We start from the raw sequence: 24,126 nt of genomic DNA, 5'->3' as shown, positions 1-24,126 counted from the left end.
TCATCGCGGCCCGCGGCGGGGCGCGGCGCATCTCAGGCCCGGCAGGGCCGTGTGCTTGGGATTTCCCCCGACGACCGCTAACGTATCAGCCCATGGTGATGTCAGTCGACAGTGACGTGTTGAAGGCCCTGGCCGACCCGCTGAGGATCCAGATCCTCGCGCTGCTCGCCAGGGAGGCCTTGTGCACGACCCACCTCGTCGAGGAGACCGGCGCCCGGCAGACGAACCTGTCGAACCACCTCAAGATTCTCCGGGACGCGGGGCTGGTCGACACCGAGCCCTGCGGCCGCTTCACCTATTACTCGCTCCGCCCCGACGCCATCGAGGCCGTCGCGGCGGAGTTCGCCGGGCTGGCCGCCACCGCCCGCGAGGCGGCAGGCCGCAAACGCTCCTGCTGAACCCCCCTACAGCCCCCATCCGGCGGCCTGTCCCGCCCTGTACGAGGAGTGTCCTTGAGCGTCATGGACGAGGCGAGATCCGAGACTGACCCCGTGAGCCATGCAACTGCGGAAGGCCCCGACGAGCCGCTGGCGGTCGAGCCGCCCGCGGTGCCGCTGCTGAACCGGGCGGCGGCCGAGCTCGTCGGCACCGCGGCCCTGGTCGCGGTCGTGGTCGGCTCCGGTATCCAGGCCACCGAGCTCACCCAGGACGTCGGCCTGCAGCTGCTCGCCAACTCCCTGGCCACCGTCTTCGGCCTCGGCGTCCTGATCCTGCTGCTCGGCCCCGTCTCCGGCGCGCACTTCAACCCGGTCGTGACGCTGGCCGAGTGGTGGTCCGGCCGGAAGGATCCGAAGGGTCTCGGAGCGCGGGAGGTCGCCGCCTACATCCCGGCGCAGATCGCCGGTGCCATCGCGGGTGCGGTCCTCGCCGACGCGATGTTCGGCCAGGCCCTGGTGAAGTGGTCAACCCACGACCGCTCTGCGGGACATCTGCTGCTCGGCGAGGTCGTCGCCACCGCCGGCCTCGTCCTGCTGATCTTCGGCCTGGCCAAGAGCGACCTGCTGCGGTTCGCCCCCGTCGCGGTCGCCTCCTACATCGGCGCCGCGTACTGGTTCACCTCCTCCACCTCGTTCGCCAACCCGGCCGTCACCATCGGCCGGGCGTTCACCGACACCTTCGCCGGCATTGCGCCGTCCTCGGTGCCCGGGTTCATCGGCATGCAGTTGATCGGCGGGGTGGTGGGTCTGGTGTTGGTGGCGCTGATCTTCACGCACCGCGCGGGCCGCAAGGTCGACGCTTCGTGAGCGCCGTCCGGCGCGCCCAGGTCCTGGTCGTCGGAGCTGGCCAGGCCGGCCTCGCCGCCGGGTACTACCTGCGGCGCGCCGGACTGGACTTCGCGATCCTCGACGCCTCCCCGTCGCCCGGCGGCGCGTGGCAGCACTACTGGGACAGCCTCCGTCTGTTCTCCCCGGCCGCCTACTCTTCACTGCCCGGCCGACCGATGCCGGGCCAGACCGGCAAGGAATGGCCCGACGCCGACCACGTCGTGCAGTACCTGACCGAGTACGAGAAGCGGTACGAGCTGCCCGTGCACCGCCCCGTGCACGTCCGCGCCGTGGAGACCGCCGCAGACGGCGGCCTGACGGCCCGTACCGACGATGGCACCTGGCACACCCGTGCCCTCGTCAGCGCCACCGGCAACTGGTGGCGGCCCTTCGTCCCGGCCGTCCCCGGCCGCGAATACTTCACCGGCCGCCAGCTCCACACCCGCGACTACCGCCGGGCCGAGGACTTCACCGGCCGACGGGTGGTCGTCGTGGGCGGCGGCAACTCCGGCGCCCAGATCGCCGCAGACCTCACCATCCCCCAGCCTTCGGCCGGGGGTGCCCCCATAGCCGCCGCCGTCCGTTGGGTCACCCGCCGACCCGCCCGCTTCCTCCCGGACCACATCGACGGCCGCGCCCTGTTCGAGATCGCCACCCGTCGCGTCCAGAACGGTGGCGAACGGATCTCCGACCTCGGCGACATCGTCGCCACCCCGCCCGTCCGTGAGGTACGGGACGCTGGCCTCCTCGCCGACCACCGCATGTTCCTGGCCCTCACCGCGGATGGCCCGCAGTGGGCCGACGGCACCGTCTGGCCTGCGGATGCCGTGATCTGGTGCACCGGCTTCCGCCCCGCCCTGCACCACCTCGCCCCGCTCGTTCTGCGTACCGGTGAACGCGGCCGGATCGCCACCGTCGGTACCCGAGCGGAGACGAACCCGCGCATCCACCTGCTCGGCTACGGCGACTGGACCGGCCCGGCCTCCGCCACCCTGATCGGCGTCGGCCGGACGGCCCGCACCGCAGTCCAGGAGATCAGAGACCGGCTGAGCTGAGCCCTCACGCGCGTGCCACCGTGCGGAGGCGATCCGGACTCCCCAAGGGATCAGATCGGGTCTCCGGCGAACCATTCGACGCGCGATGGGTGGACGGCCGCACACAGTGGCTGTCCTCGGTATCGGTAACACCAAGGCGGGCGACCAGCCACCCCGAACGTGCGGCAGCGGTGAGGACGGCCGGGTCGCCGATCGAGTGACACCTCCCTGACCGACGACCACGACTTGGCGCATGTACTGAGCTGTTGGTCATCTCCGGGAGCGATCTAGGCTGACAACAGCCCCGGGGGTCGGATCCGCATGAGGAGCAGCGATGCATGAGGGCCGGGAGCTTGCCGAGGCTCAGCAGGAACACTGGCAGCAGACGTACGGAGCCCATCCCGGCATGTACGGCGACCAGCCTTCGGACCCGGCGGTTCACGCTGCCGAGACGTTCCGGGCCGCAGATGCGGACGACGTGCTGGAACTGGGTGCCGGCCATGGCCGTGACGCGCTGTTCTTCGCCCGCTCGGGGTTCACCGTGCTGGCCACCGACTTCAGCCCTGTGGGCCTGAACCAGCTCCGCGCGCAGGCCAGCGCCGAGGGCCTGGCCGAGAAGGTCACCACCGCAGTGCACGATGTGCGCGAGCCACTGCCGCTCGCCGACGCCTCGGTGGGCGCCGTGTTCGCACACATGCTGCTGTGCATGGCGCTGTCCACCAAGGAGATCCATGCCTTGGTCACGGAAGTCCGCCGAGTCCTGCGGCCGGGCGGCGTCTTCGTCTACACCGTCCGCCACACCGGCGACGCCCACTACGGTGCGGGCGCCGGATACGGCGACCACATCTGGGAACACGGTGGCTTCGCCGTCCACTACTTCCCCCGCCACCTGGTCGACGAGCTCGCCGAAGGTTGGACCCTCACCGACGTCCACCCCTTCGAGGAAGGGGACCTGCCGCGTCGCCTGTGGCGCATCACCCAGACCCTGCCCCGGTGATCAGCACTGCACCGCCCGCGTGGGTGGTCGACGGCGCCTGCTCTACGCCCCGGTGCGCCACCGCCTCTGCCACCAATCCGGTCGTCCGTGACGCGACAGACGTCTGCCGTATCAACAACCGGCGACTGATGCCCCCGATCTCGACGCCGGACGACTGGAAGTCTGTGAGACGGGCATCCTGGCAACCTCATGGGCGTCCAGGCGCATGCGGGTCGACGGAGAGGACCGGTGACCATGGCCAAAAGCGGGCCGCTGGATCGGCAGGTGGTCCACGACGAGCTGGAGCGTGCACGCTCGGAGTTCCACCAGCTGGTGGAGGCGGCGAGTACGGACGACCTCGCCCGGCTCACCCGCGGCACGCGGTGGACGAACGAGCAGCTGCTGTGGCACATGCTGTTCGGCTTCATCGTGGTGCGGGCGCTGCTGGTGCTCGTCCGCCTCTTCGGGCGCCTGCCGCGCGGCGTCAGCCGGGCATTCGCACGCGTACTGGATACGGCGACCGTTCCGTTCGACCTCGTCAACTATCTGGGGCCGTGCGGGGCGGTGAAGGTCATTGGTCCCCGGCGGATGGGCGCCCAGTTCGACCGCGTCATCGCCGCCCTGCACCGCGGGCTGGACCACGAGTCGGACGCCGATCTCGCTCGCGGCATGCACTACCCCGTGCGTTGGGACCCCTTCTTCAAGGACTACATGACCCTCGCGGACATCTACCGCTACCCCGCCCTGCACTTCGACTTCCACCGCCGCCAGCTCACCCTCGACGACCGACGCTGAAATCCCGACCCATGGCGGTCGGACCTGACGAGGTCAGTCGACGATCGGGCAGCGGCGCTCGATCAGGAGGACGTCGCGCCAGACGCCCTGGTGGCGGCCGATGCGTTCGCGGGTGCCGATCACCCGGAAGCCGGTCCGGGCGTGGACGGCGAGGCTGGCGGTGTTCTCCGGGAACACGCCGGACTGGATCGTCCAGATTCCCGCCTCCTCCGTGGACGCGATCAGCGCCCGCAGCAGCCGGCCGGCGACGCCGCGGCCGCGGGCGTCGGGACGGACGTAGACCGAGTGCTCCACCACACCTGCGTAGGCGCAGCGATCGGAGACTCGGCTCGCCGCGATCCAGCCGAGGACGCGGTCGGTGCGGTCGACGGCCACGAAGCGGTGCTCGGCCAGTCTGGCCGCGTCGAACGCCTGCCAGGTGGGTGCAGCGGTCTCGAAGGTGGCGATGCCCTCGTCGATGCCGGCCTGGTAGATCGCCAGGACCTGGTCGGCATGCTCGTCGGTCATCGGTACGACCCGGGTGTCAGCAGCCACGATCGTCCTCCTGGGGCAGATCGGTGCGGGGCTCGGCGAGGATGGCCGCGACGGCTGCCGGAAAGACCGTCAGACAGGCGCGGTTCACCTGGTAGCGGGTGGATGTGCCCTGCTTCTCGGGGAGGACGAAGTGCACCTCTGCGAGGACCTTCAGGTGGTGGGAGACCGTCGACTGGCCCACCGGCGAGCGTTCGACGATCTCGCCGACGCTCATCGGCCGGCCTTCGGCCGCGAGCAGGTGCAGCAGCTGGATGCGGGTGGGGTCCGCGAGTGCTTTGAACCACGACGCGTACAACTCGGCGGCCTCGGCATCGACAACGGTGCTGGTGCAGTTCGACTGGTTCATCGATAATCGACGATAGTCGATCGAGTAAACCTTGGGAACGCCTGCTGCCGCCTCAGCCCGTGGCGGCGGTGAGCATGCCGGCCATGGCGGCGAGCACGCTCGGGGCGACGCGGTAGTACACCCAGGTGCCGCGCCGCTCCGAGGTGAGCAGGCCGGCCTCGCGGAGCTTCTTGAGGTGGTGGGAGACGGTGGGCTGGGAGACGCCGACGTCCTGGATGTCGCACACGCACGCCTCGCCGCCCTCGTGGGAGGCGACGCGGGAGAAGAGCCGCAGGCGGACCGGGTCGGACAGGGCCTTGAACATCGCCGCCATCCTGACCGAGTCCTCCTCCGAGAGTGGGGCGGAGGTCAGCGGCGGGCAGCAGGGTGCAGCGGCCTCAGGTTCGAGCAGTGGAAGGTTGACCACCTCAAGATTCGACATGCATCTATGTTGACACTTGCCGAATCACATCGGAAGGGCGGCCTACTGTCGGCCCAGCCCGCACAACGACGCCGAGAAGAGGCTGCGCTGCCACTCCAGGCCGACGTCGGCGAGCAGCGAGTGGGTGCGGGAGAGGCCGCCGCGGTGCAGCGGTGCACCATCGCCGCCCAAGGCGTCCAGGCTGCGCAGGTACGGCACGTCGGGCCGGTGGCCGGTGGCGAGGATGACGGCGTCGGCGTGCTCACGCCGCCCGTCCCGCCACAGCGGCGTTCCGCCGTCCGCGGCTGTGAACAGCGGCCGCCGCTCCGGAGCGCGGGCTCCAGTGCGGCGCGGTAGGCGCCAGTGTCGAAGGCGGGCGCGGTCGGCGGGCGTCGCAGCCGGCGCGTGACGGGTGGCCTCTTGATTCGACAAGCACCTATGTTGACGTCCATCGAATCAGGTGCCATGCTGGCCGCACAACAGGACATCGACAAACTTCGAAACAAGAGACCCTTGGAGGCAGCCATGACCGAGCACACCACCGACGACCGCGCCACCAGCTGCTGCACCAGCGGCCCGGCAGAGACGCACCACATCCAGCAGCCCGCGGCCGCCACCCCCTGCTGCGGCACCGCCCAGGACGCCGCTGCTGCCGGAACCTGCTGCGCCCCGGACGCCAAGCGCGAGGCCACCGGCGCCGGCGCCGGTTGCTGCTGATCCGGCCCTTCCACAGCCAGCCACCCTCCTACCGACCGCGGAGAGCCGAGATGACCGAGAACACCCTTGAGGACCTGCCCGTCGCCGTCATCGGCGCCGGACCGATCGGCCTCGCCGCCGCAGCCCACCTGATCGAGCGCGGCATCGAGCCCCTGGTGCTGGAGGCCGGATCCTCGGCCGGAACGGCGGTCCGCGAGTGGGCGCACGTGAGGCTCTTCTCGCCGTGGGCGGAGCTGATCGACCCGGCCGCCGAGAAGCTCCTCGCCCCGACCGGCTGGACCCGGCCCGACGGCAAGGCCTACCCGTCCGGCGGCGACTGGGCCGAGCAGTACCTGCAGCCCCTCGCCGACGTGCTCGGCGACCGCGTCCGCTACAACGCCCGCGTGACCGGCGTCGCCCGCGCCGGCCGGGACCGCATCGTCGACTCCGGCCGGGACGAGCAGCCCTTCACCGTCCACGTCGAGCACGCCGACGGCCGCGAGGAGCGCATCCCTGCCCGCGCGGTGGTCGACGCCTCCGGCACCTGGTCGACCCCCAACCCGCTCGGCGCCAACGGCCTGCCCGCTCTCGGCGAGCGAGCCGCCAACGGCCGCATCTCCTACCGCGTCCCCGACCTTGCAGACCCGGCGGTTCGGGAGCGGTTCGCCGGCAGCCGCACCGCCGTGGTCGGCACCGGCGCCTCGGCGTTCACCGCTCTCGCCTACCTTGCCGACCTCGCGGAGGCCGAGCCCGGCACGCACGCCGTCTGGGTCCTGCGCCGCGGCATCAACGGCAGTACGTACGGCGGCGGCGAGGCCGACCAGCTGCCCGCCCGCGGCGCCCTCGGCCTGCGCGCCAAGAAGGCCGTCGACGACGGACACGCCACCGCGCTCACCGGCTTCCGCACCGCCGCCGTCGAGGCCGACGGCGACCGCCTGGTCCTCGTTGCCGAGGGCGGCCGCCGCAGCGAACCCGTCGACCAGGTCGTCGTCCTGACCGGCCTGCGCCCGGACCTGTCCTTCCTCTCCGAGGTCCGACTCGGCCTCGACGAGCGTCTCCAGGCACCCACCGCCCTCGCCCCGCTGATCGACCCCAACCAGCACTCCTGCGGCACCGTCTACCCGCACGGCGCAGGCGAGCTCGCCCACCCCGAGAGCGACGTCTACCTGGTCGGCATGAAGTCGTACGGCCGCGCGCCGACGTTCCTCGCCATGACCGGCTACGAGCAGGTCCGCTCCGTCGCCGCCCAGCTCGCCGGCGACCACGAGGCCGCTGCCCGCGTCGAACTCACCCTCCCCGAGACCGGAGTCTGCGGCGGCGCAGGCCTCTTCGACGAGCCTGACGCGGCACAGAACGGCAGCGGTGGCTGCTGCTCGGTCCCGGCCGCGCCGCAGCTCATCACCCTCGGCGCTCCCGCCACCGAATCCTCGTCGTGCTCCACCAGCGGCGGGTGCTGACTTCTCACGTGACCACCACTCACCTCAGCGGGGCCGCGACCGGAACAGGGGACCGGTCGCGGCCCCGCGCCGCCCTGTGCATCACCCAGATCACCGGCTGGGGCGTCCTCTACTACGCCTTCCCCGTGCTCGCCCCGCGCATCACCGCCGAGACCGGCTGGAGCACGCCGCAGGCCACCGCCGCGTTCACCGCCGCCCTTCTCCTGTCGGCTCTGGTCGGTATCCCCGTCGGCCGCATCATCGACCGCCACGGCCCCCGCAGGGTGATGACCGCGGGCTCCGCCCTCGGCGCCGTCGCCCTCGTCGGCATCGCGCTCGCCCCTGACCTGCCCGTGTTCTTCGCCGCCTGGCTGCTCGCCGGCACCGCCATGGCCGCGACCTTCTACCGGCCTGCCTTCACCGCCCTGACCCGCTGGCACGCACCCGACCACGCCCGAGCCCTCACCACCGTCACCCTCGCCGGCGGACTCGCCTCCACCGTCTTCGCCCCCGTCACCGCCGCCCTCCCCACTCACCTCGACTGGCGGACCACGTACCTCCTCCTCGTCACCGCCCTCGCCGCCCTCACGATCCCGCTGAACGCACTGGCCCTGCGTCACCCCTGGCCCCAGGCGCCTCGCGCGACAGTGCAGCCCATCGGCCACGGTGGGAGGAGCAGCCCTGCGCCGGCCCGCATCAATTACTGGCTTGAGGCCGGTCGCCGGCGCTGAGCCATGACGACGTGACCCTGAGCCGCCCAGGAAGATCAACTGTGGTCGAGTCGCCGGGAGTGGCCCCGAATGCGCGCGCCGGGGCCGGGCCGGCCGGGCGAGGGGCAGCCGGCTGCCGGGAGGCTCGGCGCGTTGACAGGCATCCTCACGCAGCGTGTCGGATAGTGAACGGGCCGGAATCGCTCGCGGGATGGGACGCTGATGGATCGTTATCCGCCGATCGCCGATCACGGGCTGGTGGGCGACCTGCAGACCGCCTCCCTGGTCTCCTCGCAGGGCGTGGTGAACTGGTTCTGCTCGCCGAGGTTCGACTCGCCGAGCGTGTTCGCCTCGCTGCTCGACCACGATCGCGGCGGGTACTTCCGGCTGGCACCGGAGCACTCGGACGTGACGTGCAAGCAGCTCTACTATCCGGACACCGGTGTGCTGGTCACGCGGTTCATGTCGCCGGACGGCGTCGGCGAGGTCGTCGACTGGATGCCGGCCAACGTCAGCCGCACACCCACCGACCGCCACAGCCTGATCCGGGTGATCCGCGCGGTGCGCGGCACCGTGCGCTTCGTCCTGGAGTGCCGGCCGCGGTTCGACTACGGCCGGGCCGACCACGAGCTCGATCTGCGGCCGCAGGAGGCGGTCTTCCGCGCACCCGGCATCACGGGCCACCTGCAGTCCAGCTTTCCGCTGGAGCGGGACGGGCAGGACGTCCGCGGCACGGTCACCCTCGGTGTCGGGGAGTCGGCCGCAGCCGTGTTCACCACCTGCGATGCCGGCGGTGAGGCGCCGCCTCCCCTCACGGTCGAGGACGTGACGGCGCGGCTCTGGCAGGAGGTGGACTTCTGGCAGAAGTGGCTGCACACCTCCCACTACCGGGGCCGCTGGGCCGAGATGGTGAACCGCTCGGCCATCACGCTCAAGCTCCTCACCTACCACCCCTCCGGTGCCCCGGTCGCCGCGGCCACCATGGGCCTGCCCGAGCAGGTCGGCGGCGAACGCAACTGGGACTACCGCTACTCGTGGGTCCGGGACGGCTCGCTCTCGGTCCGTGCACTGCTCGACCTCGGGTTCGTGGAGGAGGCGTCCTCGTTCACGAAGTGGCTGGGCGACCGGATGCGGGACAGGGCGGACCTGCCCGGTGAGCGGCTGCAGATCATGTACCGGGTGGACGGCGACCCGCATCTCTCCGAGGAGATCCTCGACCACTGGGAGGGCTACCGGGGGTCGCGCCCGGTCCGGGCCGGCAACGCCGCCGCCGACCAGTTGCAGCTGGACATCTACGGCGAGTCCCTCTACGCCATGGCCGAGGGCCTGGACGTCGGCGTGGAGCTGGGATACCACGGGTGGAAGGGCCTCGCCAGGACGCTGGACTGGCTGTCCGACAACTGGGACCGCCCGGACGAGGGCATCTGGGAGACGCGCGGCGGGCGCAACGACTTCACCTACAGCCGGGTGATGTGCTGGGTGGCGTTCGACCGGGGCATGCGGCTGGCGACCGAGCTCAGCCGGCCCGCCGACATCCCGCGGTGGCGGGCCGCCCGCGACAGCATTCTCGAACAGGTCATGGACAAGGGCTGGAGCCGGAGCGAACAGGCCCTCGTGCAGCACTACGGCGGCGACGTCCTGGACGCCTCCCTGCTGCTGATCCCGCGGGTGGGGTTCCTCGCCGCGAAGAGCCCGGGCTGGCTCTCCACCCTGGACGCGATGGAGCGCAAGCTCGTCTCGGACAGCCTCGTCTACCGCTACGACCCGGCGGCCTCGCCGGACGGTCTGCGCGGCTCGGAGGGCACCTTCAGCCTGTGCACCTACCTCTACGTCGACGCCCTCGCGCGTGCCGGGCGCGTCCGGCCGGCGCGCTACACCTTCGAGAAGATGCACACCTACGCCAACCACGTCGGCCTGTTCGCCGAGGAGATCGGGCCGAGCGGTGAGCAGCTCGGCAACTTCCCGCAGGCGTTCACCCACCTGTCGCTCATCATGGCGGCGTCGACCCTGGACGAGGCCATTGACCGGCCGCGGGGCTGACCCCGCGCCCGGGGGGCCGGTCGCGGCCGTACAGAGCCTCGCCGAGTTCCGTCGCCTGTACGCGCGCCTGCGGGCACGGGCGGTGGAGGCCGTGGAGGCGGCCGGCGCGACCGGCGCGGCGGTGACGCGCGACGTCGGCCCGGCGGGCGTGCGCGGGGCTCTGGCGGCCATCACGCCGGACACCGTCCGGCACGCGGCGGCGGAGGTCCGTTCGGGTCTGACCGTGTCGCTGTCCTCCCCGATCGAGACCGCCGCCGCACCCGACAACCCGCACCCGGCCGGCCACCGGCTCACCAGCCGGCCCGAGAGCGAGGCGGCGGACACCGGACTGCACTTCGCCACCGACCACTTCGCCATGAACGTGCACGGCGACGCCGACAGCCATCTCGACGCGCTGTGCCACGTCGTCTGGGACGGCACCCTGTACGGCGGCGTCCCGGCCGACACGGTCACCGCGGACGGCGCCACCGCGCTCACCGTCGGGCTGGCCCGCAACGGCATCGTCGGCCGCGGTGTCCTGCTCGACATTCCGCGGCTGCGCGGCGTGCCGTGGCTGGAGCCCGGTGACCACGTCACCGCCGACGACCTGCTCGCCGCCGAGGCCGCGCAGCACGTCCGGGTCGGCACCGGGGACATCCTGCTCGTCCGGGTCGGCCACCGCCGCAGGCGGGTCGAGGCGGGGCCCTGGGACGCCGCGCGCAGCCGGGCCGGCCTGCACCCGTCGGCGATGGAGTTCCTGGCCGAGCGGCGGGTCTGTGCGCTCGGCAGCGACGGCAACAACGACACCGCCCCCAGCGCCACCGAGGGTGTGGCCTTCCCGGTGCACGTCCTCGGGGTCCACGCCCTCGGGCTGCACCTCATGGACTACCTGCAGTTCGAGGAGCTGGTACCGCTCTGCGAGCAGGAGGGCCGCTGGTCCTTCCTGTGCGTGGTCGCACCCCTGCGGCTGCCCGCGGCCACCGGCTCGCCGGTCAACCCGATCGCCGTCCTCTGACGGTCCGTCCACCGTATTCGGCCCCGCGTCCCCCAACACGACCCTAGGTGACCACCATGGCAGGAACCAGCGAGCACTACGACGTCATCGTCATCGGCACCGGAGCGGGCGGCGGCACCCTCGCCCACCGCCTCGCCCCCACCGGCAGGCGCATCCTCATCCTGGAACGCGGCGACTACCTGCCCCGCGAGCGGGACAACTGGGAGTCCACCGCGGTCTTCGTCAAGGGCAAGTACCGCGCCCCCGAGTTCTGGTACGACAAGCACGGCGAGGCGTTCCCGCCCGAGGTCAACTACTACGTCGGCGGGAACACGAAGTTCTACGGCGCCGCGCTCTTCCGCCTCCGCCCCCAGGACTTCGGCGAACTGCACCACCACGGCGGCATCTCCCCGGCCTGGCCGATCCGCTACGAGGACCTGGAGCCGTACTACACCCAGGCCGAACACCTGTACCTGGTGCACGGCCGTCACGGCGAGGACCCGACCGAGGGGCCGGCCAGTGCCCAGTACGCCTACCCGCCGGTGCAGCACGAGCCGAGGATCCAGCAGCTCAGCGACGACCTGGAGAAGCAGGGCCTGCACCCCTTCCACCTGCCCATCGGCGTGAACCTCACCCAGGACGGCGACGGCCGGGCGACCCACGAGAGCGTGTGCATCCGCTGCAACCGGGTCGACGGCTTCCCCTGCCTGGTCCGGGGCAAGGCCGACGCCCAGGTCGTGTGCGTCGACCCTGCCCTGGAACACGACAACGTCACGATGGTCACCGGCGCGAACGTCCGCAGGCTCGAGACCGGCCCGACCGGCCGCAGCGTCGACACGGTGGTCGCCGAACTCGCCGACGGGACGGTCGCGGAGTACTCCGCCGACATCGTGGTGGTCGCCTGCGGTGCCGTCAACTCCGCCGCGCTGCTGCTCCGGTCGGCCGACGACCGGCATCCGGACGGCCTGGCCAACAGCTCCGGCGTAGTGGGCCGCCACTACATGCGGCACAACAACCTCGCCCTGATGGCGGTCTCCAAGGAGCCCAACGACACGCAGTTCCAGAAGACCCTCGCCCTGAACGACTGGTACTTGGGCGCGGACGACTGGGACTACCCGCTCGGCGGCATCCAGATGCTCGGCAAGTCCGACGCCGACCAGATCCGGGGCGAGGCGCCGCGCTGGGCGGGCATGGCCTCGCCCGACCTGCCCTTCGAGGTGCTCGCCCACCACGCGGTGGACTTCTGGCTCTGCGGCGAGGACCTTCCGAACCCCGACAACCGCGTCACCCTGGACGCGGACGGCGGCATCCACCTCGCCCTGGACGAGAAGAACAACGTCGAAGGGCTGAGGAGGCTGCAGCACAAGCTCCGCCAGATGCTCGGCCGGCTCGGCATGCACGAGCACCACCTGCTGCCGCACAGCCTGTACCTGCACAAGGGCATGCCGATCGGCGCCACCGCCCACCAGGCCGGCACCGTACGCTTCGGCACCGACCCGCGGAGCTCGGCCCTCGACGTCGACTGCCGGGCCCACGACCTCGACAACCTCTACGTCGTGGACACGAGCTTCTTCCCGAGCATCGGCGCGGTGAACCCGTCGCTGACGGCCATCGCCAACGCCCTGCGGGTCGCCGACCGCATCGCCGAGCGCCTCGCCTGACCATCGCCCGCGCAGGACGAGGGCGAGCGGCCGGACCGATCGGCGACGGCCTCGCGGAGAGCCGGCCGGACGCGATCGACGAGCTCGACGCCCGCGTCCTCGCCCTGGTGCTGGCCGGTCTGACCGACCAGGCCGCCGCCAGCCAGCGGCATCTCCCGTCGCACCGTCCAGCGCCGGGTCACGACCTGATGTCCCGGGCCGGCGTCGAGGCCCGCATCCAGCTCGGCTGGCAGGCCGCCCGCCGCGGCTGGGCGTGAACCCCGCCCCGTCCCGGCCCGACGGGCGGTCAGGAGTCCGTGTCCCCGCCCGGGCCGGGGCGCCGTCCTCCACCGATGCCCTGCGGGTCCGCCGTCTCGGCGTCGGCCCGGCGGGGCGCATCGGCGAACTCCCGCTCGACCGCGTCCGCGAGCAGCGCGAGCTCGGCCCGCAGAGCCGGCAGGCACGCGTCGGGCAGGGTCTCCAGGAGCCCCTCCAGCATCGCCCGCAGCCGTCGGCAGACCTGGACCGAGCCGGCGCCGTAGTCGCGGATCTCCGTGACGGCGAGCCGGAGGTAGTCCTCCCAGGACCGGCCCGGCACCACGAGCCGGGGCGGGCCGCCGCCGTCGCCGAGCACGTAGTGGCTGCGGAGCCCGACCCGCCCGACCGCGTGCAGGAACGTCTCGACGTGGTTGAGCACCTGCACCGCGGTGGTGGGGTCGTTGACCGCCGGGGAGAGCGCCCTGATGGCGATGTCGACCAGGATGCGCAGGGCGAACGCGGGGTCCTGCTCGATGGTCCGCTCCACTCCGAGGGCCAGGCGCCCGGCCACCTCCCGCGGGTCGGGTGCCGAGGTGGTGCCGTGGACCTCGAAGACGACGGCGCCGGGCGACACGAAGTCGCCCACCACGTGGGCCATGACGAGGACGCAGTCGTGCCGGGCCGCCAGCGACACCAACCCGGCCGCGTCGAAGGCCTGGATCACCCCGCCCCGCTGGGTCCGGATCCGGGTCGCCGACCCGCCCGGCAGGAGAGGGCCGGGCTCTCGCACGGCCGCCTCCCGGACTCTCGCCGCGGCGCGGTGCAGCACGTTCTCGCCCATCCGTCCCACCAGGTCGGCGATCGCCACCGGGCGCAGGTTGTGGGTGAACCGGTTGAGGTAGATCAGCAGGAGCAGCAGGCTGACGGAGACGGCGATGCCGGCCAGCGTGACGCCGAGGTTGGGGACGGAGTCGGACTCGATGCTCCGCAGCAGCGTGTAGGCGAACGAGAACGTGCCGGTGAAGGTGGCCAGCACGGCCTTCTGCAGCCGGTCGCGGTACCACAGCCGCATGTAGCGCGGGGACAGCGTGCCGGTGGCCTGCTGGATCACCAGGACGCCGATGGTCACGACGAAGCCGAGCAGCGCGATCATCGAGCCGACGACGGAGCTGAGGACGCTGCTCGCGGTCGTCGCGGAGTAGTCCCAGGTCTTCGGCAGCCACGACGCCCCGTCCGCGGCGGTCGCGGCCTCGGCCAGCGCGACACCGAGCACGAGCCCGAACAGCGGAACGATCCACAGGCTGGCCTTGGCGTACTGCCGCAGCCGGAACCTGGCCGCCCAGGTCGTCATGCGGGGCCCAGCAGCACGGCGGTGTCGTCCGGCGACAGGGTGGCGGGCCGCGACTCGGTCACCGGGTCCAGTTTGCCGTCGGTGCGGACGACGAACAGGATGACGTGGTCCGGCGGGATCGGACGGGAGGCCGGTTGCACGTGGAAGCGGTCACCCTGCGCGTAGCGGTCCGCCAGACGGTGCCGGACGAGGTCACGGCCGAAGAGGATGTCGCCGCCCGTGTACGGGGCGACCACGCCGTGGCTGTCCTGCGGCGGCCCCACCCGGTAGACCGGCCCCTGGACGTTGTCCTTGACGACGACCGAGGCGAGCGCGTTGAAGTCGTCGTCGTCGGTGAGCAGGAACACCGCGGTGACGCCCTCCAGACGTGCCCGCGGGTTGGTGGCGGTCGCCAGCATCTCCCCGTGCGCGAGTTCGAGGCCGGCCGCCCTGATCCGTTCGCGTTCCTCGTCCAGGCCCGCCCACATCAGCACGTCGAGGCCCGCCGACCCCAGGGCCCGGCCCAGGCCGACCACCCACGGGTCGCCGCCGACCAGGAGCGGCCGGGTCCGGCTCGGCCGGACGACGCCGAGGCGCCGGGCCACCGGCCCGGCCGTCAGCGCGTAGACCAGGACCGTGCCCACGATCACGAGGAAGGTGATCGGGAGGATCTTGGAAGCGCCGGGCAGGCCCTTCTCCACGAGGGTGGCGGCGAAGGCGGACGCGGTCGAGGCGGCCACGATGCCGCGCGGCGCCATCCACCCGATGAAGCCCCACTCGCCCGTGGTGAGTCCCGTGCCGTGGGCGGCCGCCCACGCGACGAACGGCCGGACGAGGAGGACGAGGACCGCGATCAGGATCAGCGAGGGCACCAGCACGGGCACCACCGACGAAGGGGGGACGGCGGAGGAGATGGAGATGAACAGCAGGCCGATGATCAGCTGAACGAGTGTTTCGAGGAAGGGCCGGCGGGCCGGCATGTCCAGGCCCGGCAGGTTGGCGACCGCGAGCCCCGTGACGATCGCCGCGATGAGGCCGGTGTCGTCCCGGGCGATGTCGCAGCCGGCGGAGACGACGACCACCGTCGCCAGCTGCGCCAGCGTGCCGAGCGTCTCGCCGAGCCGCAGCTTGCGCAGCGCCAGCCAGAGGATGCCGGTGCCGACGGCGCCGCCGGCGAGGCCGACACCCATGCTGATCAGGAACTGTCCGATCTGGTAACCCCGACCGATGTCGATCCGCCCCGTGGTCGCCACGGCGTGGAAGACGACGGCCCCGAGGATGCCGCCGATCGGGTCGGTCAGCGTTCCTTCCCAGATCAGGATGCGCCGCACCTTGTCGGTCGGCCGCACGAACTCCATCAGCGGCCCCACGACGGTCGGGCCCGACACGACGAGGATCACGCCGATCATCGCCGCCACCCGCAGTGGGATGCCGAACAGCGCCGGGCCGATGCCCGACACGGTGAAGAACGTGACCAGGATGCCGATGACCAGCAGCCGTCCGACGATCGCCCGGGTGCGGCCGGTGAGATTGCGCAGGTTCAGTCCGAGGCCGGCGTCGTAGAGGATCACCGCGACGGACAGCGACACCAGCGCGGGGAAGTCCGGCCCGACGAGCCGTGCGGGATGGATGACGTCGGTCAGGGCGCCCGCGGTGAACCCGACCGGCAGCAGCACGATCAGGGCGGGGACGCGCAGCTTGTTCGCCAGGACCTGCGAACCGGTGGCGAGGGCGACGGTCAGGGCGATACCCAGCAGGATCTCTTCGTCGGTCACAGCCGCCTCCCTGTCGAGCGCCCGGGGCACCGTGGGATTGAATCGCATGTCGCAGATCTGCACTGCCGTGCCCGGGCAGACACGGCGACCGTCACTCGATCGGCTCAGCGAACCCCACCGAAGGTGGTTCGTGGGTGGATCACTGTCCGTCGGGGTCCTCGAACCGGGCGATGGCGGCCTCGGCCTGACGCAGAATCGTCTCGGCGTCGCCGTCCGCGTCCAGTGTCACGCCGGCCTCATCGGCCTGCAGGGGTTCGAGCGCCTGGTACTGGGAGTCGAGCAACGCGCTCGGCATGAAGTGGCCGTGGCGACGCGAGAGGCGGGCGCGGGCCTCGGCCGGGGTGAGCGCGAGGTGCAGGAAGAAGACGCCGGGGCCGGCCGCGCGGAGGATGTCGCGGTAGCGGCGCTTGAGGGCCGAACAGCTGATCACCCTTCCGGTGGGGGTGAGGCAGGTCTGCCGGATGACGTCGGCGACGGCGTCCAGCCATGGTCTGCGGTCGGCGTCCCCCAGCGCGGACCCGGCGGTCATCCTGGCGATGTTCGCCTGGGGGTGGAGGTCGTCGCCCTCCGTGAACGGGACGCCGAGTCGGTGGGCGAGCCGCCCGCCCACCGTGCTCTTACCGGCTCCCGAGACGCCCATGACCACGACGACGGTGCGGCCGTGTCCGTGATGTTCCACCTGTCACCTCCGATCTCCACGGCCTTCCGCGGGGCCTCTGCGGTCGATCCTGCGTTCCTGGCCGGGCTCGAGCTCCCCGAGGCGCTGTCGGGTCGACGAGGCTCACCCGTCCGGCCGAACGCCGGGCTGCGGTGGTGCCACCCGGGCCGGGGGTTTGCCCCGGCTGCCGATCGCTGGTGGGATCGCGGTATGAGCGGCATGAGCGGTGCGGACGACGGGCCCGCCGGGGCGCCTGCGACGGCCGGCCGGATCCTGCTGCCGTACCCGCCCGACCGGATCGGCGGTCTGCCGCACGTGCCGGTCGCGGTGTGGGACGGCCACGGTGAGGCGCCGCCGCAGCAGGTCCTGGACACGGTGGAGTTCTTCGTCATCCCCTACACCCGTGCGGCGGCCGCGCTCCCGCTGCTGCCCCGGATGCCGCGGCTGCGGGCCGTGCAGAGCCTCTCGGCGGGAGTCGACGACCTGCTGCCCGCGGTACCGGCGGGGGTGGCGCTGTGCAACGCCAGAGGGGTCCATGACACGAGCACCGCCGAGCTCGCGGTCACCCTGGTCCTGGCGTCGCTGCGCGGGGTGCCGGGGTTCGTTCGGGCGCAGGACGCCGGAGTCTGGCGGGGCGGGCCGTCCGCGTCGCTGGCCGACCGCACGGTCCTGGTGGTCGGGTACGGTTCGATCGGTGCGGCCGTCGAGGAGCGCCTCGTGCCGTTCGAGTGCGAGCTGCTGCGGGTGGCCCGCAGTGCCCGGACTGCCGCCCGCGGGCCGGTACACGCCCTGCAGAGCCTTCCGGAGCTGCTGCAGGCCGCCGACGTCGTGGTGCTGACCGTTCCGCTGACGGAACACACCCGCGGACTGGTCGACGCGCGTTTCCTGGCCGCGATGCGGGACGGCGCGCTCCTGGTCAACGTGGCGCGGGGCGCGGTGGTGGACACCGATGCGCTCCTCGCCGAGTTGCAGCGCGGCCGGCTGGCCGCGGCCCTGGACGTCACCGACCCGGAGCCGCTGCCCCACGACCACCCGCTGTGGCGAGCGCCCAACACGCTGATCAGCCCGCACGTCGGCGGCAACAGCGCGGCGTTCCTGCCGCGTGCCATGCGGCTGATCCGTGCCCAGGTCGGACGCTTCCTCGCAGGCGAGCCCCTCGAGAACGTGGTCGCGGGCCCCGGCGCCTGACCGGTCGGCTGTCCACCCGCGCCACTGCGCCGTCCGGGTGGCATCGCCGCGCCCGACCGGGGGGTACCGCGCGTCCCCGATCGCATGTGCGGCCCCGGCGGGAATGGTGGTCGGTCGGTAGTGGTGTGCGGCCGACGACAGGAGAGAGCTGTGGCTTCAGCGGCGGATGGGCAGCGGTGGCCGATGCCGCAGCTCCTCAAGGGGCAGAAGGCGCTGGTGACGGGAGCCAACTCCGGTATCGGCCGGGCGACCGCGATCGGTCTGGGCCGGGCGGGCGCGGACGTGGTCGTCAACTACGTCTTCGGCCCGGAGACGGCGGACGACGTCGTCCGGGAGATCAAGTCGTTCGGGGTGCAGGCCTACGCCCACCAGGCCGACGTCTCCGAGGAGGACCAGGTCGTCGGGATGGTCGGGCGGATGGTCGAGGAGTTCGGCACGATCGACATCATGGTGGCCAACGCCGGGCTGCAGCGGGACGCCGCCATCGCCGACATGACGGTCGAGCAGTGGCACAAGGTTCTGGACGTCAACCTCACCGGCCAGTTCCTCTGCGCCCGCGAGGCCGCGAAGGAATTCGTCCGCCGCGGCGTCGTCCCCGAGGTCTCCCGCTCCGCCGGCAAGATCATCTGCATGAGCTCCGTCCACCAGATCATCCCCTGGTCGGGCCATGTGAACTACGCCGCGTCCAAGGGCGGCGTCCTGATGCTGATGCAGACCCTCGCCCAGGAGCTCGCCCCGAAGGGGATCCGGGTGAACGCCGTCGGACCGGGCGCCATCCGCACCCCGATCAACAAGTCCGCCTGGGACACGCCCGAGGCCGAGACGGCCCTGCTGCAGCTGATCCCCTACCGGCGGGTCGGCGACCCCGAGGACATCGCCGACGCAGTGACCCTGCTGGCCTCCGACCTCATGGACTACGTGGTCGGGACCACGCTGTACGTCGACGGTGGGATGACCCTCTTCCCCGGCTTCGCCACCGGAGGCTGACCCTTGATGCCCGCGCCGACGACCGCCCGGACGAACACCCACCCGACGCCGAGGACGGCAGCCGCACCGGCCCGCCGACCGATCCCGGCGGCCACGCCGTGCGCACCGGGAGTGAGATGAGCGCGGTCGCCGCCCTGCTCGCCGACTCCACGCCCGCACAGCTCCTGCCCGCGCGGGAGATGATGGCGTTCACCCTCGCCTCCCACATCATGCTCGTACCGTTCGGTGTGGCACTGCCGTTCATCACGCTGGTGATGCACCACCGCGGTTTGAAGCGCAACGACCCGGTGGCGCTCCTGCTGGCCCGTCGGTGGTCGGCCGTGATGGCCGTGCAGTTCGCCATCGGCATCGTCACCGGCACCGTGCTCTCGCTCGAGTTCGGCCTGCTGTGGCCGGGCATGATGGGCCGCTGGGGGGACGTCTTCGGCCTCGGCTTCGGCGTGGAGGCCTGGGCGTTCTTCCTGGAGGCGATCCTGATCGCCATCTACCTGTACGGCTGGCGCAGGCTGAAACCGCGCACCCACTTCTGGCTCGGTGCGCCGCTGCCACTGGCGGCGCTGATGGGCGCGTTCGGGATCATCGCCGCGAACTCGTGGATGAACACCCCGCAGGGCTTCACCCTCGACTCGGACGGCAACCCCGTGGACGTCACCGTCCAACAGGCGGTCTTCACCCCGATGTTCGGCCCGGAGTACTGGCACTTCGTGGTCGCCATGTTCCTGACCGCCGGGTACGTCGTCGCCGGCGTGTACGCGGTGGGCTGGCTGCGAGGCCGCCGCGACCGCTACCACCGGCTCGGCTTCACCGTGCCGTTCACCGTCGCCGCGATCCTCACGCCGATCCAGTTCTTCCTCGGCGACAACATCGCCCGGCAGATCTACCACAAGCAGCCGATCAAGTTCGCCGCCGCCGAACTCGTCTGGAACACCGGCGACCACGTTTCCGAGTACCTCTTCGGCCGCCTCCAGGAGGACGGCACCGTCAAGGGCGGCCTCAAGATCCCCCAACTCGACTCCATCCTGGCCGGGTTCAGTCCCGACACCCAGGTCACCGGGCTCAGCTCGGTGCCCGCTGCCGACCGCCCCACCGCCACCCAGGCCACCATCGTGCACTGGGCCTTCGACATCATGGCCACCATCGGCAGCCTCCTCATCCTGCTCGCCCTCTGGTACGCCTGGTGCTGGTGGCGCCGCCGCGACCTGCCGAAATCCCGCTGGTTCTTCCGCTGCGCCGCCGTCGCCGGCGTTGCCAGCGTGATCACCGTGGAGTGCGGTTGGATCACCACCGAGGTCGGCCGCCAGCCCTGGATCGTCTACCAGTACATGCGGGTCTCCGACGCCGTGACCCCCACTGCGGCCGCCTCGCTGTGGACGATGTTCGGCATCGTCGCCGTCGTCTACCTTCTGATCTTCGGTGCGTTCCTCGCCGTGCTGCTCAAGATGCGCACCCGCTGGCGCCTGACCGACTCCGGTGCCGTCACGGCATCCGCCGAGGGGCCCGAGAGCGACACCCCGTACGGCCCGCGGGCCGAACACGCCGCCGCGGCCACGGACACCGGCCGAGAACCGGGGAGCGAGCCGTGACCGCCACCGTCGTCGCGTGGATCCTGCTGATCGCGGTCGCCGCCTACGCCTGCGGCGGCGGCGTCGACTACGGCGCGGGCTTCTGGGACCTGCTGGCCGGCGGCGCCGAGCGCGGCAGCCGTCCGCGCCGGCTGATCGACCACGCCATGGCCCCGGTCTGGGAGGTCAACAACGTCTGGCTGATCTTCGTCCTCGTCGTCATGTGGACGGGCTTCCCGGTGTTCTTCCAGACGGTGTTCACCGCGCTCTGGCTGCCGCTCGCGCTCGCCGCCGTCGGCATGGTGCTGCGCGGTGCCGGCTTCGGCCTTCGCAAACCCAGCCGGCGCCTGGCCGCACGGCGCGTGTACGGCGCGGTCTTCGCGATCGCCTCGCTGGTCACACCGTTCTTCTTCGGCGCGGCCGTCGGCGCCGTGGCCTCCGGTCGCATCGCCCCCGGCACCACCGCCTCGGCCGACGCCTGGGCCAACACCACCTCGATCCTCGCCGGCCTGTTCGCGGTCGCCGCCACCGCCTTCCTCGGCGCCGTCTTCCTCACCGTCGACGCCCGCCGGTTCGGCGCCGACGACCTCGTCGGCTACTTCCGTCTGCGCGCCTGGATCGGCTGCGCCATGGTGTCGGCCGTCGGCGTGATCGGCCTGAGCGTCACCGACCCGCACGCGTCGTACGTCCACCACGGGCTCACGCACGGGATCGGGCTCGTCCTCGTCCTCGCGGCCGTGGCCGCTCTGGCGGTGACGGCGATCCTGGTGGCCGGTCCCGCGGCCGGCTGGACGCGCTACTCGGCGGTGGCCGTCGTGGCGCTGACCGTGGCCGCCTGGGGTTTCGCCCAGCGGCCCTACCTCGTGCCGACCTCGCTCACCGTGCAGCAGGGCGCCGGGGCCAGTGCACCGCTCCAGTGGATGATCATCGTCGCGGCCGTCGCCCTCGTGTTCATCGGTCCCGCACTCGTCGTCCTCTACCGCCTCGACACGCACGGCGTGCTGGAACCCCTCACCGACCAGGACACCGAGACGTGACCGTGCCGCGCCCGGCGGACGGCGAGGGCCGGCCGTAGCATCCACGAGCTTGCACGGGCGGGGGCGCGTATCCCCCGACGGGGGGTGCTCGTTGTGCCGCCCGGGGTCGCGCCGTGCGATCCCGGGAACGGGGAGAAGCGGATCGTGGGAGTCGGGAAGTGCGGCACCGCGCGGGGACGTGGCCGCAGTGTGCTGGTGACCGGCGCGACCGGCGGGATCGGCCGGGTCACGGTCCTTCACCTGGCGTCCCGGGGATGGGACGTGATCGCCGGTGCCCGTGATCCGGCGAAGGCGGCCGACCTGACGGCGCACGCCGAGCGGGCGGGGGTACGGCTGCGCACCGTCGTGCTGGACGTCGCCGATCCGGCGTCGTGCCGGCAGGCCGTGGACCAGGCCGAGGAGATGACCGCTGGCGGCCTGTGGGCGCTGGTGAACAACGCCGGTGTGCCGCAGGCCGGGGCCGTGGCCGACGTCGGCGACGAGCAGGCCCGCCACGTGCTGGAGGTGAACCTCCTCGGCGCGGCCCGCCTGTGCCGTCTGGTCCTGCCCGCGATGCACCGCCACGGCAGCGGACGGATCGTCAACATCTCCTCCGGGCTGGGCCGGGTCCCTTGGCCGATGGGCGGCTGGTACAGCGCCGCGAAACACGGCCTGTCGGCCCTCACCCACTGCCTGCGCGTCGAAGCCGCCCACCTGGGCGTGCAGGTGTGCCTGGTCGAGCCGGGCGCGTTCGCCACCCCGATGCTCGCCACCGCCACCGCCGACCTCGCCGCCGTCCGCACCCCGGGCGCCCCCGGCTACGATCGCACCACCGCCCTGTTCAACGCCGTGGACCGCCGTGTGCCCGGCCCCGAACCCGTTGCGCGCACCATCGAGAAGTGCCTGACCGCGACCCGCCCGCGGCCCCGCTACACCGTCGGCCGCGACGCCCGCCTCCTCGTCCCCCTCCACTCCCTCCTCCCGCTGCGCGTGACCGACCTGCTCAAGCACGCCGTCTGCGGCCTGCCCCGCACTGCGGCCACCCGCACGCAGCGGGCCGTCCCCGACGGAAGCACCGCGGCCCGCCCACCCGAGCCCGAGCCCGAGCCCGAGCCCGAGCCCGAGACCGCGGCCACCGCCCGCAGCGCCGCACCGCCGACGGAATGCGCGCCGTGACTCCCTACAGCCGCATCACCCGCGCCACCGCCCACCTGCCCGAACACCGCCAGAGCACCCGCGCGATCGAGGAACGGATGCGCCGCAGCAGCCCCGGCCTGCGCATCCCCGACGGCCTGATCGAGCGGACCTTCGGCCTGCGCGAACGCACCCTCGCGCGCCCCGAGGACCTTCCCTCCGACCTCGCCGCCCGCGCCGCGACCGGTCTCCTCCACCAGGCCGGCCTCGACCCCGGAGACATCGACCTGCTGCTGTTCGCCGCCGTCAGCGCGGACGTCCGCGAACCCGCCAACGCCCACATCGTCGCCGCCAAGACCCGCCTCACCTGCCCCGCCTTCGACGTCTCCAACGCCTGCAACGGCATCCTCAACGCCCTCCAGGTCGCCGACGCCCTCATCCGCACCGGCCAGCACCGCCGCGTCCTCGTCACCTGCGGCGAGACCCTCACCCGCCTCTCCCGCTGGCACCTCACCCGCGCCACGCTGCGCACCGGCCTGACGTCGCTGACGGGGGCGGACGCGGGGGCGGCCCTGCTGCTGGAGGCGTCCGACGTGCCGGGCATCAGGGCGTCGGCGTTCTGGGCCAACTCGGAGGGCTGGCCGGCGGCGACGTTGTTCGATCCGCACCACGCGCCCGGCCAGTCCCAGGGCCTGCACGTCGACTCGGACCGGCTCCTCGCCTCGTTCCTCGGCCTGGACGAGCAGGCACGCCTGTGGCTCAAGGAGCAGCGGGTGGACGTCCGGGCGCTGGACCTGCTGTGCGTCCACCAGCCGTCGGTGCCGTTCGCGGACACCTTCTGCCGCCGCATGGGCGCCGACCCCGCCCAGGTGGTCGCCACGTTCCCGACGATCGGGAACGCCGCCGCGGCGAGCCTGCCGCTGCAACTCGCCCTCGCCACGGAGCAGGGACGCCTGCGTCCCGGCACCGAGGTCGCCCTGTTCGGTCTCGCCAGCGGTGCCAGCGCAGGGGTGATGCTGCTGCGTTGGTGATGACGACCGCCCAGGCCTCCCGGCCCTCGTCCACCCGGCCCCGGTCGGGCGCCATGCGTGGCCTGCGCCGACGGGCCGTGCACCGTCGCCGGGGAGGCGGGAGCCGCAGACCGACCTGCGGCCGCTCCCACGCGAGCCCCGCGGCCGGGAGCGCTGACCGGTCGTCCGGTGGACCGCCGATCGGCGGTGTGACGGGGCGTCCGGAGTGACCGGGCGGGTCGGCCTCCCGAGTGCGGCGGGCGGGCGCGCTTACGCTGGCCTGGTCGTCCACCGGGTGGGCCCGGTGCCCACGTCCTGACGGGAGTGCAACGGTGGTCTCAGCTCCGTCGGGCCAGGGCGCGG

The 24,126-nt window shown here is 72.3% G+C and carries 24 protein-coding genes and 1 pseudogene; 18 read left to right on the top strand and 7 right to left on the bottom strand.

What is annotated here, in order from left to right; translation table 11 throughout:
- Positions 1-92: 92 nt before the first annotated feature.
- From AB0P35_RS10670 to AB0P35_RS10650, 5 genes are all read left to right on the top strand, one after another.
- Positions 93-398: a metalloregulator ArsR/SmtB family transcription factor gene (locus AB0P35_RS10670; protein WP_363509212.1), complete on the top strand. Its 306-nt coding sequence runs from the start codon at positions 93-95 to the stop codon at positions 396-398.
- Positions 399-491: 93 nt separating this feature from the next.
- The gene (locus AB0P35_RS10665; RefSeq protein WP_363509209.1) at positions 492-1,244 is read left to right on the top strand and encodes an aquaporin; all 753 of its coding nucleotides are present in this window, start codon (positions 492-494) and stop codon (positions 1,242-1,244) included.
- Positions 1,241-2,320, top strand: coding sequence for an ArsO family NAD(P)H-dependent flavin-containing monooxygenase (locus AB0P35_RS10660; protein WP_363509206.1), 1,080 nt, complete (start codon positions 1,241-1,243; stop codon positions 2,318-2,320). Before AB0P35_RS10665 ends, AB0P35_RS10660 begins: the two co-directional genes overlap by 4 nt.
- Before the next feature lie 313 nt (positions 2,321-2,633).
- Positions 2,634-3,296 carry a class I SAM-dependent methyltransferase gene (locus AB0P35_RS10655; protein WP_363509203.1) on the top strand — a complete coding sequence of 221 codons (663 nt, stop codon included), beginning with the start codon at positions 2,634-2,636 and terminating at the stop codon, positions 3,294-3,296.
- Positions 3,297-3,530: 234 nt separating this feature from the next.
- Positions 3,531-4,070 (top strand): DinB family protein, encoded by a 540-nt coding sequence (locus AB0P35_RS10650; protein WP_363509385.1) that lies wholly within the window; start codon positions 3,531-3,533, stop codon positions 4,068-4,070.
- Between the two features lie 33 nt (positions 4,071-4,103).
- Here AB0P35_RS10650 and AB0P35_RS10645 read toward each other — a convergent pair whose 3' ends face one another.
- The 4 genes from AB0P35_RS10645 to AB0P35_RS10630 are packed head-to-tail and all read right to left on the bottom strand — an operon-like array spanning position 4,104 to position 5,782.
- The gene (locus AB0P35_RS10645) at positions 4,104-4,577 is read right to left on the bottom strand and encodes an N-acetyltransferase family protein (protein ID WP_363509382.1); all 474 of its coding nucleotides are present in this window, start codon (positions 4,575-4,577) and stop codon (positions 4,104-4,106) included.
- Between the two features lie 16 nt (positions 4,578-4,593).
- Entirely contained in the window at positions 4,594-4,950 is a 357-nt protein-coding gene (locus AB0P35_RS10640; protein WP_363509200.1) for a metalloregulator ArsR/SmtB family transcription factor, read from the bottom strand.
- Between the two features lie 52 nt (positions 4,951-5,002).
- Positions 5,003-5,371 carry a metalloregulator ArsR/SmtB family transcription factor gene (locus AB0P35_RS10635; protein ID WP_363509197.1) on the bottom strand — a complete coding sequence of 123 codons (369 nt, stop codon included), beginning with the start codon at positions 5,369-5,371 and terminating at the stop codon, positions 5,003-5,005.
- 42 nt (positions 5,372-5,413) lie between these two features.
- The gene (locus AB0P35_RS10630; protein WP_363509194.1) at positions 5,414-5,782 is read right to left on the bottom strand and encodes a hypothetical protein; all 369 of its coding nucleotides are present in this window, start codon (positions 5,780-5,782) and stop codon (positions 5,414-5,416) included.
- 93 nt (positions 5,783-5,875) lie between these two features.
- On the opposite strand from AB0P35_RS10630, the gene AB0P35_RS10625 reads away from it, so the two are divergent.
- The 7 genes and pseudogenes from AB0P35_RS10625 to AB0P35_RS10595 all read left to right on the top strand — a co-directional run bounded on the left by AB0P35_RS10625 (position 5,876) and on the right by AB0P35_RS10595 (position 13,123).
- Positions 5,876-6,067, top strand: a complete 192-nt coding sequence (locus tag AB0P35_RS10625; RefSeq protein ID WP_363509191.1) for a hypothetical protein — start codon at positions 5,876-5,878, stop codon at positions 6,065-6,067.
- A gap of 50 nt (positions 6,068-6,117) precedes the next feature.
- Positions 6,118-7,503 (top strand): NAD(P)-binding domain-containing protein, encoded by a 1,386-nt coding sequence (locus tag AB0P35_RS10620; protein WP_363509188.1) that lies wholly within the window; start codon positions 6,118-6,120, stop codon positions 7,501-7,503.
- An 8-nt stretch (positions 7,504-7,511) separates the two neighbouring features.
- Positions 7,512-8,120, top strand: a pseudogene (locus AB0P35_RS10615) (MFS transporter); the annotation flags it as partial.
- Between the two features lie 294 nt (positions 8,121-8,414).
- On the top strand, positions 8,415-10,232 hold the full coding sequence (locus AB0P35_RS10610; protein WP_363509185.1) for a glycoside hydrolase family 15 protein: 1,818 nt from the start codon (positions 8,415-8,417) through the stop codon (positions 10,230-10,232).
- Between the two features lie 91 nt (positions 10,233-10,323).
- The gene (locus AB0P35_RS10605; protein ID WP_363509379.1) at positions 10,324-11,226 is read left to right on the top strand and encodes a cyclase family protein; all 903 of its coding nucleotides are present in this window, start codon (positions 10,324-10,326) and stop codon (positions 11,224-11,226) included.
- 56 nt (positions 11,227-11,282) lie between these two features.
- A complete protein-coding gene (locus AB0P35_RS10600) occupies positions 11,283-12,866 on the top strand; it encodes a GMC family oxidoreductase (protein ID WP_363509182.1) in 1,584 nt (527 codons plus the stop codon).
- Positions 12,867-12,973: 107 nt separating this feature from the next.
- Positions 12,974-13,123, top strand: coding sequence for a hypothetical protein (locus tag AB0P35_RS10595; RefSeq protein WP_363509179.1), 150 nt, complete (start codon positions 12,974-12,976; stop codon positions 13,121-13,123).
- Positions 13,124-13,152: 29 nt separating this feature from the next.
- On the opposite strand, the gene AB0P35_RS10590 is transcribed toward AB0P35_RS10595, so the two are convergent.
- The 3 genes from AB0P35_RS10590 to AB0P35_RS10580 form a co-directional block, all read right to left on the bottom strand.
- Positions 13,153-14,454, bottom strand: a complete 1,302-nt coding sequence (locus tag AB0P35_RS10590; protein ID WP_363509176.1) for a DUF2254 domain-containing protein — start codon at positions 14,452-14,454, stop codon at positions 13,153-13,155.
- Positions 14,451-16,208 carry a cation:proton antiporter gene (locus tag AB0P35_RS10585; RefSeq protein ID WP_363509173.1) on the bottom strand — a complete coding sequence of 586 codons (1,758 nt, stop codon included), beginning with the start codon at positions 16,206-16,208 and terminating at the stop codon, positions 14,451-14,453. Before AB0P35_RS10585 ends, AB0P35_RS10590 begins: the two co-directional genes overlap by 4 nt.
- 139 nt (positions 16,209-16,347) lie before the next feature.
- Positions 16,348-16,848 (bottom strand): gluconokinase, encoded by a 501-nt coding sequence (locus tag AB0P35_RS10580; protein ID WP_363509376.1) that lies wholly within the window; start codon positions 16,846-16,848, stop codon positions 16,348-16,350.
- 228 nt (positions 16,849-17,076) lie between these two features.
- Here AB0P35_RS10580 and AB0P35_RS10575 point away from each other — a divergent pair, with 228 nt between their 5' ends.
- The 6 genes from AB0P35_RS10575 (at position 17,077) to AB0P35_RS10550 (ending at position 23,784) form a co-directional block, all read left to right on the top strand.
- Positions 17,077-18,054: a 2-hydroxyacid dehydrogenase gene (locus AB0P35_RS10575; protein WP_363509170.1), complete on the top strand. Its 978-nt coding sequence runs from the start codon at positions 17,077-17,079 to the stop codon at positions 18,052-18,054.
- Positions 18,055-18,237: 183 nt separating this feature from the next.
- Positions 18,238-19,041: an SDR family oxidoreductase gene (locus tag AB0P35_RS10570; RefSeq protein ID WP_363509373.1), complete on the top strand. Its 804-nt coding sequence runs from the start codon at positions 18,238-18,240 to the stop codon at positions 19,039-19,041.
- Positions 19,042-19,157: 116 nt separating this feature from the next.
- Positions 19,158-20,624, top strand: coding sequence for a cytochrome ubiquinol oxidase subunit I (locus tag AB0P35_RS10565; RefSeq protein ID WP_363509168.1), 1,467 nt, complete (start codon positions 19,158-19,160; stop codon positions 20,622-20,624).
- Positions 20,621-21,640 (top strand): cytochrome d ubiquinol oxidase subunit II, encoded by a 1,020-nt coding sequence (locus tag AB0P35_RS10560; protein ID WP_363509165.1) that lies wholly within the window; start codon positions 20,621-20,623, stop codon positions 21,638-21,640. The genes AB0P35_RS10565 and AB0P35_RS10560 overlap by 4 nt, the downstream gene beginning before the upstream one ends.
- Positions 21,641-21,835: 195 nt before the next feature.
- On the top strand, positions 21,836-22,795 hold the full coding sequence (locus AB0P35_RS10555; RefSeq protein WP_363509162.1) for an SDR family oxidoreductase: 960 nt from the start codon (positions 21,836-21,838) through the stop codon (positions 22,793-22,795).
- Complete coding sequence (locus tag AB0P35_RS10550) at positions 22,792-23,784, top strand: 3-oxoacyl-ACP synthase III family protein (protein WP_363509159.1); 993 nt, start codon at positions 22,792-22,794, stop codon at positions 23,782-23,784. Before AB0P35_RS10555 ends, AB0P35_RS10550 begins: the two co-directional genes overlap by 4 nt.
- The last annotated feature ends 342 nt before the right edge of the window (positions 23,785-24,126 follow it).

Origin of the sequence: Kitasatospora sp. NPDC085879 (assembly GCF_040686255.1) — a bacterium.
Lineage (GTDB): Bacteria > Actinomycetota > Actinomycetes > Streptomycetales > Streptomycetaceae > Kitasatospora.
The sequence above is the reverse complement of the archived record's forward strand: the minus strand, read 5'-3'. Positions and strand labels throughout refer to the sequence as shown.

Bases quoted from the DNA above. Each gene is read 5' to 3' on its own strand.
- AB0P35_RS10565 (WP_363509168.1), top strand. From the start codon at position 19,158: ATGAGCGCGGTCGCCGCCCTGCTCGCCGACTCCACGCCCGCACAGCTC.
- AB0P35_RS10635 (WP_363509197.1), bottom strand. From the start codon at position 5,371: ATGTCGAATCTTGAGGTGGTCAACCTTCCACTGCTCGAACCTGAGGCC.
- AB0P35_RS10575 (WP_363509170.1), top strand. From the start codon at position 17,077: ATGAGCGGCATGAGCGGTGCGGACGACGGGCCCGCCGGGGCGCCTGCG.
- AB0P35_RS10670 (WP_363509212.1), top strand. From the start codon at position 93: ATGGTGATGTCAGTCGACAGTGACGTGTTGAAGGCCCTGGCCGACCCG.
- AB0P35_RS10590 (WP_363509176.1), bottom strand. From the start codon at position 14,454: ATGACGACCTGGGCGGCCAGGTTCCGGCTGCGGCAGTACGCCAAGGCC.
- AB0P35_RS10580 (WP_363509376.1), bottom strand. From the start codon at position 16,848: ATGGGCGTCTCGGGAGCCGGTAAGAGCACGGTGGGCGGGCGGCTCGCC.
- AB0P35_RS10650 (WP_363509385.1), top strand. From the start codon at position 3,531: ATGGCCAAAAGCGGGCCGCTGGATCGGCAGGTGGTCCACGACGAGCTG.
- AB0P35_RS10620 (WP_363509188.1), top strand. From the start codon at position 6,118: ATGACCGAGAACACCCTTGAGGACCTGCCCGTCGCCGTCATCGGCGCC.
- AB0P35_RS10570 (WP_363509373.1), top strand. From the start codon at position 18,238: ATGCCGCAGCTCCTCAAGGGGCAGAAGGCGCTGGTGACGGGAGCCAAC.
- AB0P35_RS10600 (WP_363509182.1), top strand. From the start codon at position 11,283: ATGGCAGGAACCAGCGAGCACTACGACGTCATCGTCATCGGCACCGGA.
- AB0P35_RS10610 (WP_363509185.1), top strand. From the start codon at position 8,415: ATGGATCGTTATCCGCCGATCGCCGATCACGGGCTGGTGGGCGACCTG.
- AB0P35_RS10640 (WP_363509200.1), bottom strand. From the start codon at position 4,950: ATGAACCAGTCGAACTGCACCAGCACCGTTGTCGATGCCGAGGCCGCC.
- AB0P35_RS10625 (WP_363509191.1), top strand. From the start codon at position 5,876: ATGACCGAGCACACCACCGACGACCGCGCCACCAGCTGCTGCACCAGC.
- AB0P35_RS10655 (WP_363509203.1), top strand. From the start codon at position 2,634: ATGCATGAGGGCCGGGAGCTTGCCGAGGCTCAGCAGGAACACTGGCAG.
- AB0P35_RS10645 (WP_363509382.1), bottom strand. From the start codon at position 4,577: ATGACCGACGAGCATGCCGACCAGGTCCTGGCGATCTACCAGGCCGGC.